This window comes from Martelella mangrovi, assembly GCF_040545495.1.
Taxonomy (GTDB): domain Bacteria; phylum Pseudomonadota; class Alphaproteobacteria; order Rhizobiales; family Rhizobiaceae; genus Martelella; species Martelella mangrovi.
This window is the reverse complement of record NZ_JBEPLY010000007.1, coordinates 136,668-148,588: the sequence shown is the minus strand read 5'-3', so window position 1 is coordinate 148,588 and position 11,921 is coordinate 136,668. Positions and strand designations below refer to the sequence as shown.

General features: G+C 60.5%; 12 protein-coding genes and 1 pseudogene. 4 read left to right on the top strand and 9 right to left on the bottom strand.

Translation table 11 applies throughout. The annotated features are described in order from the left end of the window. The first annotated feature begins 10 nt into the window (after positions 1 to 10). A complete protein-coding gene (gene lepA, locus ABID12_RS12035; protein ID WP_354434396.1) occupies positions 11 to 1,837 on the top strand; it encodes a translation elongation factor 4 in 1,827 nt (608 codons plus the stop codon). A 78-nt stretch (positions 1,838 to 1,915) separates the two neighbouring features. On the opposite strand, the gene ABID12_RS12030 is transcribed toward lepA, so the two are convergent. The 5 genes from ABID12_RS12030 to ABID12_RS12010 all read right to left on the bottom strand — a co-directional run bounded on the left by ABID12_RS12030 (position 1,916) and on the right by ABID12_RS12010 (position 4,958). Beyond that, positions 1,916 to 2,473: a YceI family protein gene (locus ABID12_RS12030; protein ID WP_354434395.1), complete on the bottom strand. Its 558-nt coding sequence runs from the start codon at positions 2,471 to 2,473 to the stop codon at positions 1,916 to 1,918. Positions 2,474 to 2,492: 19 nt separating this feature from the next. Beyond that, the gene (locus ABID12_RS12025; protein ID WP_354434394.1) at positions 2,493 to 3,065 is read right to left on the bottom strand and encodes a cytochrome b; all 573 of its coding nucleotides are present in this window, start codon (positions 3,063 to 3,065) and stop codon (positions 2,493 to 2,495) included. A gap of 78 nt (positions 3,066 to 3,143) precedes the next feature. Continuing rightward, on the bottom strand, positions 3,144 to 3,719 hold the full coding sequence (locus ABID12_RS12020) for a YceI family protein (RefSeq protein WP_106310666.1): 576 nt from the start codon (positions 3,717 to 3,719) through the stop codon (positions 3,144 to 3,146). A 196-nt stretch (positions 3,720 to 3,915) separates the two neighbouring features. Continuing rightward, positions 3,916 to 4,461 carry a sugar O-acetyltransferase gene (locus ABID12_RS12015; RefSeq protein ID WP_354434393.1) on the bottom strand — a complete coding sequence of 182 codons (546 nt, stop codon included), beginning with the start codon at positions 4,459 to 4,461 and terminating at the stop codon, positions 3,916 to 3,918. After that, positions 4,458 to 4,958: an acyl-CoA thioesterase gene (locus ABID12_RS12010; RefSeq protein ID WP_106310662.1), complete on the bottom strand. Its 501-nt coding sequence runs from the start codon at positions 4,956 to 4,958 to the stop codon at positions 4,458 to 4,460. Before ABID12_RS12010 ends, ABID12_RS12015 begins: the two co-directional genes overlap by 4 nt. A 214-nt stretch (positions 4,959 to 5,172) precedes the next feature. Between ABID12_RS12010 and ABID12_RS12005 the strand changes: the two genes are divergently transcribed. Then, positions 5,173 to 6,021: a hypothetical protein gene (locus ABID12_RS12005; RefSeq protein ID WP_354434392.1), complete on the top strand. Its 849-nt coding sequence runs from the start codon at positions 5,173 to 5,175 to the stop codon at positions 6,019 to 6,021. A 3-nt stretch (positions 6,022 to 6,024) separates the two neighbouring features. Here ABID12_RS12005 and ABID12_RS12000 read toward each other — a convergent pair whose 3' ends face one another. Next, a complete protein-coding gene (locus ABID12_RS12000) occupies positions 6,025 to 7,068 on the bottom strand; it encodes a magnesium transporter (RefSeq protein WP_354434391.1) in 1,044 nt (347 codons plus the stop codon). A gap of 237 nt (positions 7,069 to 7,305) precedes the next feature. Between ABID12_RS12000 and clcA the strand changes: the two genes are divergently transcribed. Further along, positions 7,306 to 8,652, top strand: coding sequence for a H(+)/Cl(-) exchange transporter ClcA (gene clcA, locus ABID12_RS11995; protein WP_435528226.1), 1,347 nt, complete (start codon positions 7,306 to 7,308; stop codon positions 8,650 to 8,652). Positions 8,653 to 8,673: 21 nt separating this feature from the next. Here the strand turns inward: clcA and ABID12_RS11990 are convergent, their stop codons facing one another. Beyond that, entirely contained in the window at positions 8,674 to 9,627 is a 954-nt protein-coding gene (locus tag ABID12_RS11990; RefSeq protein WP_354434389.1) for a formylglycine-generating enzyme family protein, read from the bottom strand. Positions 9,628 to 9,717: 90 nt separating this feature from the next. Between ABID12_RS11990 and ABID12_RS11985 the strand changes: the two are divergent. Continuing rightward, positions 9,718 to 9,804 (top strand): annotated as a pseudogene (locus ABID12_RS11985) (integrase core domain-containing protein); the annotation flags it as partial. Here the strand turns inward: ABID12_RS11985 and ABID12_RS11980 are convergent. Together ABID12_RS11980 and ABID12_RS11975 are read right to left on the bottom strand one after the other, a co-directional pair. Next, positions 9,797 to 10,075, bottom strand: a complete 279-nt coding sequence (locus ABID12_RS11980; RefSeq protein WP_354434441.1) for an Hcp family type VI secretion system effector — start codon at positions 10,073 to 10,075, stop codon at positions 9,797 to 9,799. The pseudogene ABID12_RS11985 and the gene ABID12_RS11980 overlap by 8 nt on opposite strands. Positions 10,076 to 10,496: 421 nt before the next feature. After that, positions 10,497 to 11,912, bottom strand: a complete 1,416-nt coding sequence (locus ABID12_RS11975; RefSeq protein ID WP_354434388.1) for a TssA family type VI secretion system protein — start codon at positions 11,910 to 11,912, stop codon at positions 10,497 to 10,499. Positions 11,913 to 11,921 lie beyond the last annotated feature (9 nt).

Sequence of the window (11,921 nt, the reverse complement as noted above, 5' to 3'; positions counted from 1 at the left end):
ATGCGCGCGCATGAGCACAAATGATGACCGCATTCCGCTGGACCATATCCGCAACTTTTCCATCGTGGCCCATATCGACCACGGGAAATCGACGCTGGCCGACCGCCTGATACAGACATGCGGCGGGCTGGCGGAGCGTGAGATGTCCGCTCAGGTTCTCGACAACATGGATATCGAGCGCGAGCGCGGCATCACCATCAAGGCCCAGACCGTGCGCCTGCACTACAAGGCGAACAACGGCGAAACCTATGTGCTGAACCTGATCGACACGCCCGGCCATGTCGACTTCGCCTACGAAGTCTCCCGGTCGCTGTCGGCCTGCGAGGGCTCGCTGCTGGTGGTTGACGCCTCGCAAGGGGTGGAAGCGCAGACGCTTGCCAATGTCTATCAGGCGATCGACAACGACCATGAACTGGTCACCGTGCTCAACAAGGCAGACCTGCCCGCCGCAGACCCGGAGCGCGTGAAAGAGCAGATCGAGGATGTCATCGGCATTGATGCCTCGGATGCCCTGCTGATCTCCGCCAAGACCGGCATGGGCGTGCCGGATGTGCTGGAAGCCATCGTCCACAAGCTGCCGCCGCCGAAGACCGAAAAGGGCGCCGATGCGCCGCTGAAGGCGCTGCTGGTCGATAGCTGGTACGACACTTATCTCGGCGTCATGGTTCTGGTGCGCGTCATCGATGGCGTGCTGAAAAAGGGCCAGACCATCCGCATGATGGGCACGGATGCGAAATATCCGGTCGACCGCGTCGGCGTGCTGACGCCGAAGCTTCTGGTGGTCGATGAACTCGGCCCCGGTGAAATCGGCGTCATCACCGCCTCGATCAAGGAGGTGGCCGATACCCGCGTCGGTGACACGATCACCGAGGACAAGCGCCCGACCGAAAACATGCTGCCCGGCTTCAAACCGGCCCAGCCGGTGGTGTTCTGCGGCCTGTTCCCCGTCGATGCCAATGATTTTGAAGACCTGCGCGCTGCCGTCGGCAAACTGCGCCTCAACGACGCATCGTTTTCCTATGAAATGGAAAGTTCGGCCGCACTCGGCTTCGGGTTCCGCTGCGGCTTCCTTGGCCTGTTGCATCTGGAGATCATCCAGGAGCGGCTGGAGCGCGAATTCGACCTCGACCTGATCGCCACCGCCCCGTCCGTGGTCTATGAGCTGACGATGACGGACGGTTCGGAAATCGAGCTGCACAACCCGGCAGACATGCCGGAAGTGGTCAAGATCGCCGAAATCCGCGAACCGTGGATCAAGGCCTCGATCCTGACGCCGGACGACCATCTCGGCGGCATCCTCAAGCTTTGCCAGGACCGGCGCGGCATCCAGACCAACCTCACTTACGTCGGCAACCGGGCGATGCTCTCCTACGACCTGCCGCTCAACGAGGTGGTGTTCGATTTCTACGACCGGCTGAAGTCGATCTCCAAGGGCTATGCCTCCTTCGACTATCACCTCGACGACTATCGCGCCGGCAATCTGGTAAAGATGTCGATCCTCGTCAATGGCGAGCCGGTCGATGCGCTGTCGATGCTGGTTCACCGTACGGCAGCGGAAAAACGCGGCCGCGACATGTGCGAGAAGCTGAAGGAGCTGATCCCGAAGCACATGTTCAAGATCCCGATCCAGGCGGCCATCGGCGGCAATGTGATCGCCCGCGAGACCATTTCGGCGCTGCGCAAGGACGTGACGGCCAAGTGCTATGGCGGCGACGCCACCCGCAAGCGCAAGCTTCTGGAAAAGCAGAAGGCGGGCAAGAAACGCATGCGCCAGTTCGGCAAGGTGGAAATCCCGCAGGAAGCCTTCATCGCCGCGCTGAAGATGAGCGACGAGTAACAAGCAAGGCTGCTATCGATAAAAAGCCGCCGCATCTGATCGGTGCAGCGGCTTTTTCCGTATAAATCGCAGACTGCTTTATCGCGTCGCGGTCAGGTCCAGCGTTACCGTCACCGTTTCGCCAACGGTCTCGGCGTTCACCGCCGGGCCGAGTTTATAGTCCTTGCGCTCGAGCGTGGCCGTGCCGACGGCATGGGCGGTGTCGCCTTCGATATCGAGGGTGAAATTCAGCTCGATCGGCAAGGTCATCGCCTTGATGGTCAGCAGGCCGTCGGCCTTGTAGCTGCCATCGTCCAGCACCATCACATTGTCCGTGGTGAAATCGGCTGATCCGAATTCATCGACCGCGAACCAGTCGGCGGTCTTCAGCATGCCGTCATACTGGCCGTTTCCGGTCGCGGCACTTCCGGTCTCGATCTCGACGGTGATGAACGCGTCTTCCGGCGCGTCCGTGTCGAAGTCGATCGACGCCGTCCAGCTTTCAAACGTGCCGGTCAGCGTCTTGCCGCTCTGCGGAACTTCGAAACCCAGCGTGCTGCTGTCCTGGTCGACCGTCCATGTCTCGGCCATGGCCGGTGAGGCAAACGGAACAGCGAGCGCAAGGATGGTCGCGAGAGCTTTGATATTCAGGGACATAACGTTCTCCGATTTTTTGTCACGCCGCGTGCGAGGTGCGCACGGAAACCATGCGCTTCAGCGTCTCGTCACGGGCGATGAAATGGTGTTTGAAGGCTGCGGCAACATGGCCGGCAATCAGCAGGATCAGGAAATAGGCGCCGTATTCGTGCACGGCAGAGGCGAAGACCTCGGCCTGCCCCTTGTCCCCCGGCACCGGCAGATGCGGCATCTCGAACAGATTGAACACAATCGTCGGAATGCCCCAGGGCGAGGCCGAGACCACCAGCCAGCCGGAAAGCGGCAGCAGGAACATCATCGCATAAAGCCCGGTATGACCGAGATGGGCGACGCCCTTTTCCCAGACCGGCATATCCGCTGGAAGCTTCGGCGATGGATTGACCAGTCGCCAGGCCAGACGCAGCACGGCGAGCGTCAGCACCACGAAGCCGATCGACTTGTGCAGCTGAAACAGTGCGAAGGCATTCGGATCCGATTGCGGCAGCCGCACCATGTAAAGGCCAAGACCGAGCATGCCGATAATCAGCAGCGCCATGGTCCAGTGAAACAGGATGGCGACGGCGCCATAGCCAAGTCGTGTGTTCTTGATCATCGAAAAATCTCCGCAGCGCGTGGGCGAAACCGGTTGCCCGGTTCCGCCTGGAGCAGCACGATATCAGCTGTTCGGATCTTACTCGGCAATCAGCGCTTCGCCGGAGAACACGATGGAAACCTCATCACCGACATACGGCAAATACATGTCCATGCCGTAATCAGAGCGCTTGACGGTGGCTTCCATCAGGAAACCGGCAGCCTGCTTTTCCGCCATCGGATGCTCACCGAACGACAGCACATCAACAGTGAGAACTGCCGGATTGGTGATGTCCTTGATGGTCAGGTCGCCGGTCACTTCAAGCTCGGTATCCGAAACCTTCTTCACTTCAGTGCTGGTGAAGGTGATTTCCGGGTAATTGGCAACGTCGAAGAAATCAGCGCTCTTGAAGTGTTCGTCGCGGGCTTCCCAGAACGTGTCGAGGCTGTCGGCGTCGATCACGAACTCAACCGAGGAATTTTCCGGCGCATCGGCATCGATTGCCAGCGTGGCATCCCAGTCACCGAAGCGGCCATCGGTGATGGAATAGCCCAGATGATTGTAGCTGAATGACAGGTTGCTGTGCGACTTGTCGAATTCGTAGGAGACCGGCGCGGCAAAGGCCGAAGCGGACATCAAGGACAGAGCGACAGCCGTAGTAGCAAAACGAATCATAAATAACCTCTCGCTGGTGCGGTTGGAATGACGACCGGAATGGCCGCGTTCAGAACAACACCTAGAGCATTTCGCGCCATCGACAATTTCGCAAATATTGAACGAACTGTTCAACACCTCAAAGCATTGTTTCAAATGCGCTTTTTTAAGATGAAAAAAACGTGAGCGGCCGAAATATGCTGCAATGCAACCTCAATCACCGCAGCGGGCGGGCCGGATTTCCGGCAACAATGCTGCCCGCGGCAACATCACGGGTAACAACAGCCCCCGCCCCGACGATTGCCGCATCCCCGATCGAAACACCACCGAGAATGATCGCCCCGCCACCAATCCAGACATTCCGGCCGATACTGACGGGCCGCGCCACTTCCTCGCCCGCCCGGCGCCGTTCTGCGTCCCGGTGATGTTCGGCACAATAGATCTGTACCGAAGGCCCGAGCATCGTCCCCTCGCCTATTTCCACCCTGCCGCTGTCCAGAATGGTACAGCCGGCATTGATGTAGACCTGATCGGCGAGCCTGATGTTGAAACCGTAGGAACAGTGAAACGGCGCTTCGACGAACACCTCTTCGCCAACGCCGGCAAAACAGGCGGAAAGCAACGGGCCAAGAGCGCCGCGCCGGTCCGGCGACAGAGTATTATGCTCATGCACCGCATTCCGGGCCTCAGCCCGCAATCTATCGAGCTCCGGCTCGAGACAGCAATACCACTCTCCCGCCAGCATCCGGTCCTTTTCCGTCATCCCCGGTCGGCCTTGCCCGATTTGAGATCCCTGAACTTCTCGGCATATTCACGGCGCAGCTGATGACGCATCTTTGCTTCCTCGAACCGGCGTTTCTTGTCGTCCGTGTTCAGATCCAGAGGCGGAACAGGGGTCGGTTTTCCGTGTTCGTCCACCGCCACCATGGTAAAATAACAGGAATTCGTATGCCGCCGCTGACCGCTGCGAACATCTTCCGCTTCAACACGGATGCCGATTTCCATCGACGTCCGGCCGGTATAGTTGACCGATGAGCGCAGCGTCACCAGTTCGCCGACGGCGATCGGTTCCTTGAACGTGACCTGATCGACCGACAGCGTGACGGCATAGTCCTGCGAATAGCGCGCGGCGCAGGAATATGCGACCCGGTCAAGCAGGCTCAGCAGCGCACCGCCATGCACCTTGCCGGAAAAATTCGCCATATCGGGCGTCATCAAGACCACCATCTCGAGCTGGCTCGGGTCGTGAGCACGATCCATCTGTAACTGTCCCTCTCTTTTATCGTATGTCGCATCGGTTTGCCGTCCCGCTCAGCAAGCGCGGCCGGTGAGTTTTGCCCGAAAGCGTTTTGCAATCAACACCGGATCACAGATCGTTTCAGACGGTGCACTTAATCGGCTGTGTTGACCTTGTGCGCGCAAGCAGCCAAAGTCGCCGGCAACCGGATACATGCCAATAACAGAAGATTTCACGATGTCACAGGTCACCCATGCCGAGGCGCATCTTCAGCGAGGGCCGTGGCCTTTCGTGACGCTGCGTCATGAAACGCGCGGCGGGCAACTGCTGGACTGGCGTGCCCGCGATCACCGCAAGGGCCTGTTCAGGCACAGGCGCGCACTGGCGGGTGTACGCGCACCCGTCTGGCAGACTGCGTTCTATAACTGGATCATGGGCCTTGTTTTCGTGATCGGCGCCTCGCTGTTCATGGCCGGCAGCGCCATGGCGCTGTTTCCGAAAATCGTTGCCGGCCTGCCGGGCTGGACGACCAATGTCACCTTCTTCATCGGTTCCATTCCGTTCACGACCGCCGCCTATCTGCAATTGTTCCAGGCCGCCAATGCCGACCAGACGGCAGCGACCGCCGGCACGCGGGTCAAGCTCTTCGGGTGGTCACCCGAAAGCCCCGGCTGGCTCAGCGCCATGACCCAGTTCATCGGCACCGTGGCCTTCAATTTCAACACGTTCGATGCCATCAACACGCCGAAGGGATGGGCGGCCCAGGACCTGGTGATCTGGGTGCCCGGCATGATCGGCTCGGTGCTGTTTCTGGTCTCGGCCTATCTCGCCTATATCGAGGTTGGCCACGCCCATTTCTCCCGCCCCCGCCGCGAACTTGGCTGGTGGATTGCGGCAATCAACCTCATCGGATGCATCGCCTTCATGATCGCGTCGACGATTGCCTATGTGCCGCGCGCCGGAACCTCCGGCACCGTCATGAACATCTCCAACGCCAATCTCTGGCTGGGTGCGTTCTGTTTCGCCCTCGCGGCCGCCCTCAGCATGCGCGAAGCCCGCCATGCGGGAAACAATGCTGCGGTCTGAAACCTACTGGTGGACGACGACGATACCGAGCATCATGGTGGTGATGGTGAAATAGAGCAGAAGCCCGGTCAAGTCGACAATCGTGGTCAGGGCCGGGCCGGACACGACGGCCGGGTCCTGCTTCACCGCAATGGCCCCGAGCGGCAGCAATGCGCCGATCAGCGTGGCCGAGACCACCTGAGCGGCCAGCGCAACGGCAATCGCCAGCCCGATGCCCGAAAGTGTCAGCCCCTCCGGCACGTCGGCGACATTGGAGATCAGCACCACCTTGAGGAAGGCAAAGGCAAACAGCATCGCCGCCATCATCAACGATACCCGCATTTCCCGCCACATGATCGAAACGGCCTGGCTCCAGCGAATACTGCCGGTGGTCAGGACACGGGTGACGAGACTTGCCGACTGGGTGCCGACATTACCGCCGGTATCGGCAACCATCGGCATGTAGAGCGCGAGGATCACCAGCGCATCGAGCGCGCTTTCGTAGATATGGACGACATAGCCCGCGGCAAGACCGGCGATTGCCAGCCCCAGCACCCAGGGGAAGCGGCGGCGGAAATCCGACCATACGGAATGTTCGAAATAATCATCATTGACCGCGCCGGAAAGGCCGACAAAAACCTGGGCGTCTTCCTGAAGCGTATCCACCATGAAGCGGCTGGCTGTTGCGCCTTCCACGGTGCCGACAAGCCGGTTTTGCGGGTCCACGACCGGCATGAAATCACAGTCGCCCTCAACCATCTCGTGGGCCACGGATTCGGCGGACCGGCCGGATTGCGCCACCGGACCGTCAGTCCGTGCGACCTTGCCGACGGGTTCATCCGCCGGATGGCGCAAACAGTCATGCAGGCAGACGACACCGGCAAAAAGCCCCTGCGCATCACGAATGCAGGCCATCGTCGTGTGCCTGCCTGCCCTCTTGGAGAAAAGCTTCACGGCCTCGCCGCAGCTCGTATCCGGCTTCAGCATCAGCGGTGAGGTATCGGTTATCCGCGCCAGCGGCGTCAGAGGAGCGCCCAGTTCAAAATCACCAGCTGTTGCATCCGTCACGGCAGAGGTCCTTTCAGTTTTCCCTCATGAAACAAAGCCGTTTGAAACCTTGATGACGGTTTACCCAACAGGTGTGAACGACCCGCCGCCAAGGCTGGACTTCATTTCGCTTGTCTGCATACTGAGCCTGCGTGAAGGGGATGACACATGGCGCGCCTGCAACGCAAACAGGCATGACATACCCACTTTTCTGCTGATACTGACCCTTTGCAATCCGGCGCGTTCCTCATGGATGACATGTCACAGCTTCCCGATCAACCCGGCAACCGGCGTGCCGAGGCGCGTTTCATCATTCTGGCCGTAGCCGCGGGCATTCTGACCGGAACCGTCGGGTCGTTCTTCCATCTCGTCATCGACAAACTGCTGCGATGGCCGGAAGTGCTGGCGCACCATCTGGACGGCGCGGTTCTGGTCGCGGCCGCCGCGGTCATCACCATGTGCATCACCCTTGCCTCGGTTTATATCGTGCGCCGTTATGCGCCCGAGGCGGGCGGCAGCGGCGTGCAGGAAATCGAAGGCGCGATGAGCAACCTGCGCACCGTGCATTGGCGCAGGGTTCTTCCGGTGAAATTCCTGACCGGTATTGCCGCATTGTCGTCAGGGCTTGTGCTCGGTCGCGAAGGGCCGACGATCCATATCGGGGCGTCGCTTTCGGCAGCAATCACCGGTTTTTTCAAGGTTTCCGATGTCGAGCGGCGCGGGCTTCTGGGCGCCGGGGCTGCGGCAGGGCTTGCCTGCGCCTTCAACGCGCCGCTGGCGGCCGTGCTGTTCATCATCGAGGAAACCCACAGCCAGTTCCCCTACACATTCCGCACCTATATGGGCGTTATCGCCGCCGCCTTCTTTTCAACCGTGATGACAGAGGTCATCGGCGGCACGGCACCGGATTTCTCGATGTCGGTTCCCGCCCCCGCGCTCGCCCTTCTGCCGGCATTCGTGCTGCTTGGATGTGTTCTGGGGGCCGTCGGCGTCAGTCTCAATGCCGCGCTCATGGCCGTGAGCGGCTTCGTCATACGCATGCACAAACACGTGCCCTTCCTGATGCCGGCGCTGATCGGCCTTGCCGTCGGGGCAATGTTCATCCTGTTTCCGCGCGCCGTCACGGGCGGCGAGAACGTGATCGTCATGATGGCGCGCGAACATCTGGCGCTGAGCGCCCTTCTGGGGCTTGCAGTGCTGCGTTACATCAGCATGGTGGCCAGCTATTCCACGGGCACGCCGGGCGGCATTTTCGCGCCGATGCTGGCGCTCGCCATCTGTATCGGCCTTGCCTTCGGCACTTCGCTTGAAGGTCTGCTGCCTGCCGGAACCGCCGTGCCGCTCGCCTTCGGGATTGCGGCCATGGGCGGCCTGTTTTCTGCCTCCGTGCGCGCTCCGATTGTCGGCGTGGCGCTGACGCTGGAACTCACCGGCGCCTATACGATGACCATGCCGTTGATCGCCACCTGCCTAACGGCCAACCTGATCGCCCAGTGGCTCGGCGGCCATCCGATCTACGAGCAGCTTCTGGAACGCACCCTTGCACAGGCCGGCGTCCATCCCGAGCGCATGCCGAAAAAACGTTCGGGCACCGGTATTGCCTGAGGCAGGCCTCTGGCCGAAGCGTCAGGCGTCGTAAGCGACACGAAAGCCGACATTGCTGGCCGCGCTATCCGGGGTGAGCGCCATGCGCGCGGCAATCCTGTAGCGATAGCAATAGGAAATATGGCAGAGGAAAGAGCCGCCCTTCAAGAGCCGCTCGTCGGCGGCCACCGCATCGGCATTGCGCTTCTTGGCATGGCGTGACAGCGAGCGGATGCGATAGGGATCGGCCGTCCATTCCCAGACATTGCCGGCCATATTGTAGAAACCGCCCTCATTGGGCTCGAAGGAGCGCGCCGGGGCTGTCGCCATATAGCCATCGGCCATCGTATTGTGATGCGGAAACTGTCCCTGCCAGATGTTGCAGAAGATGGTCTCGTCGTCCGGTTCGGCATTGCCCCAGGTGAACTTGCGGCCACGCACGCCGCCATGGGCCGCCCGCTCCCATTCCGCCTCGCTCGGCAACCGACCGCCGACCCATTCGGCGAAAGCCTGCGCATCGGCAAGGGAAATCTGGGTCACGGGATGGTCGAGCCTATCATCGGTGTTGCTGCCCGGCCCCTCGGGCTGGTGCCAGTACGCACCATCGATACGCACCCACCAGGGCGTCGAAGGCGCATTTCCGTTCACATCGCTATCCGGCGGCAAAAGCCCGGCAAACACCGCCGACCAGCCGAAACGCTCCGCCTCGCTGACATAGCCTTTCGCAGCCACGAAATCGGCAAAGCGGCGAACGGTCACCGCCTCGGCCTCAAGATGAAATGGATTGAGCTTGACGCTGCGCGCCGGGCCTTCGCCATCAAGCGGAATTTCAGGCTTGTCGGTGCCGACATGGCTGCGCCCGCCGGGAATGAAAATCGGATCTGCCCGTTGGCCCGCCGTTACCGGCGCGTCACGCACCGTTGCGGCAGCAGCCGGCGGCGGCTGCGAGGCATTTCGAGAAACGGCGCAACAACTGCCCTTTACCGCATCCGTCATCATCTCTCCCTTCACAGAACCAGACTTCATCCGCCCCGGTTACATTGAAGCGATTTCTAGAACTTTTTGATCTGGATGAAAACCGTCTGCCCGGAAGACCTCGAAACTCAGATCGGTGCATTCATCGAACATTACAACAACCGCCGAAACCATGAGAGCTTCGACAATCTCACGCCGCCGTCCCGGAGCTGGCAGAAACCGTGCGCCAGTCCGGACGCGTCTTGGCCGACTCGTTACAGCCAGTGGTTCTGTCATCCATCGGGATGCCGAACCGCTGCCCTGGGCCATGGCTGATCTGCGGGTCGCGGAGAATGACAACGGTGTGGTCGATGACCTCCTCCTCATGGCCTTCCTGCCAGACATGGCCAATGGGATCCCCGGTAAAGGCGCCTTGCGTGATCGGGCCCTGCGTTGCGCCCTCGATCGTGATATAAGCGCTTGTGGGCATGGGGTATTCCTGCCTGTTCTCGAGACGTCTGCCGGTGCTGTCGCCCAACATGCAAAAACCGGCAGGCGTCTTTCGTTTCCTTGCTTTCAATTGCCGCGGCACCGTGCCGTCGACAGGCTCAAGCCCGTCAGCGTCAAAGCGCGGCGAACAAGCTCTATCGTGCATGAACTATGCCCTAGACGATTAATTTGAATCGAAAGACCACAGAAAACTGATTTTAAAAGGGGGTTTTTGTCGCCAAGGGCAACATGCAACCAAAATGAACGATTACTTATGCAGGTGCGCCCAGGACGCTTCCACCCAAAATGGTCGGGACAGGCACGGACATAACGTTATTTTTTTACATAACCTATTGATAAAAAAGAAGCTTCCTAGCCAATTTGAAGTTCCCACCATTGAGTACGAAAAATTCCTCTTTGATTCAAAATGTTGGCGTGCACCATTTTCCGAATTTCTCCAGTCTTCGGAAAAGCTCCGGGTCCCATTCCCTGACACTGGCGCCTTCGGCCGCCCGTTCGAGGCGGATGGCCTGATCGGCGGTGATCGCGGTAAAGCCGGATGCCGCCAGCATCTCCAGTGTTGCAAGCTCCAGAAAGGCGCGCATGCGCGGTGACGGGGCCTGTCGGTAGTTCTGATCCCATTCGCTGGCCTTCGCCGGGTCCGCCGCCATGCACTCAAGTGTCGGCATCTCGACACCGTAACGTTCCTGTGAGATCTCATTTCCATTCGTCGGCGCCGCCTGTCCGGTGTGCCCGGCAAGCTGATCGAGCGCCGCGCGATCGTCGGCAGGCACAAGCGGCTGCCCATCAAGGAAATTGAGGTCCGCAAGCCCCGGCAGGCGCGCCAGAAAATGGCGCGTTTCTGCGGCGATGACTGTGGCTGCGGCGGAACGCCCGCATTTTTGCGCGAGCCGCGCGGCAATCACATGTCCGCCGATCCAGAAAGGCAGCGACTGAAGCGTACGCTCCAGCCGTTTGGCCAGTGCCGGATCATCAGGATTGTCGCGCAAGGTCGTTTCGTAGCGCTCGACGCTTTCAATGGAGACCGGCGGAACGATCGTGTTCTGCCCTTCCTTGAGCGGCGGTGGCGCGGTCACGTCGAGCCAGGTCACATGGCGGCGCAAAAGGTAGGAAACGGGAGCTGCCGGATCGAGATCGAACAGCAGGTCGGCAAGCTCTCCGGTCTGGCGGCGCAGCAGCCGGAAATCGACCGTCGTTGAAGGAGGAGGCTCGACCTGTCTGGCCTCCGCTGTTTTGCCATTGGTCTGGGAATTCGGCTCAGGTCGGGCTTTGGCACTCGCGCCGTGGTCCCCGGCCTCCCCATCCGCATCATGGGCCAGCCGGTCGAGAAAGCCCGAAATCACCCGCGACTGTCCAGCTTCCTGAAGCTCGTCATTTCCGCCGAGAAGCCGGAGGTTGGCGGTCAGTTCCTCGGCCAATATACCGGCCGGCCCGGGAGGGCCGTCTTTCAGCAAGAACCCCAGCAGCCGCGTCAGAACCGATTGGAACTGTGCTTTCTTCTCGGGCCGCCGCAAGGATTTCGGCAGGGCCAGAAAGGCGTTCAGCCCGTCAAGACAGACAAACAGGCCCTCACGGTCGCGGGTTGCGAACCGCGCCATGCAGATCGCTTCGATCAGCCGGATATCCTTGGCATTGCGGGCGAGAAGTCTTGACGCCGCTTCCTCGACCTCCTGCCAGTCGACCGATGCCTGACTGGGCGTGCCACGCCGGATCAGCGCGTCGCCGATCACATCATAGGCGGGCAATTCCTCGATGTCGCCATCACAGGGATCTGCAAGCGTGGCATTAATCGCGTTCAGGAATCCCTCATTCGCCATCGACCTCTC

Bases quoted from the DNA above. Each gene is read 5' to 3' on its own strand.
- lepA (WP_354434396.1), top strand. From the start codon at position 11: ATGAGCACAAATGATGACCGCATTCCGCTGGACCATATCCGCAACTTT.
- ABID12_RS12030 (WP_354434395.1), bottom strand. From the start codon at position 2,473: ATGTCCCTGAATATCAAAGCTCTCGCGACCATCCTTGCGCTCGCTGTT.
- ABID12_RS12025 (WP_354434394.1), bottom strand. From the start codon at position 3,065: ATGATCAAGAACACACGACTTGGCTATGGCGCCGTCGCCATCCTGTTT.
- ABID12_RS12020 (WP_106310666.1), bottom strand. From the start codon at position 3,719: ATGATTCGTTTTGCTACTACGGCTGTCGCTCTGTCCTTGATGTCCGCT.
- ABID12_RS12015 (WP_354434393.1), bottom strand. From the start codon at position 4,461: ATGACGGAAAAGGACCGGATGCTGGCGGGAGAGTGGTATTGCTGTCTC.
- ABID12_RS12010 (WP_106310662.1), bottom strand. From the start codon at position 4,958: ATGGATCGTGCTCACGACCCGAGCCAGCTCGAGATGGTGGTCTTGATG.
- ABID12_RS12005 (WP_354434392.1), top strand. From the start codon at position 5,173: ATGTCACAGGTCACCCATGCCGAGGCGCATCTTCAGCGAGGGCCGTGG.
- clcA (WP_435528226.1), top strand. From the start codon at position 7,306: ATGTCACAGCTTCCCGATCAACCCGGCAACCGGCGTGCCGAGGCGCGT.
- ABID12_RS11990 (WP_354434389.1), bottom strand. From the start codon at position 9,627: ATGACGGATGCGGTAAAGGGCAGTTGTTGCGCCGTTTCTCGAAATGCC.
- ABID12_RS11980 (WP_354434441.1), bottom strand. From the start codon at position 10,075: ATGCCCACAAGCGCTTATATCACGATCGAGGGCGCAACGCAGGGCCCG.
- ABID12_RS11975 (WP_354434388.1), bottom strand. From the start codon at position 11,912: ATGGCGAATGAGGGATTCCTGAACGCGATTAATGCCACGCTTGCAGAT.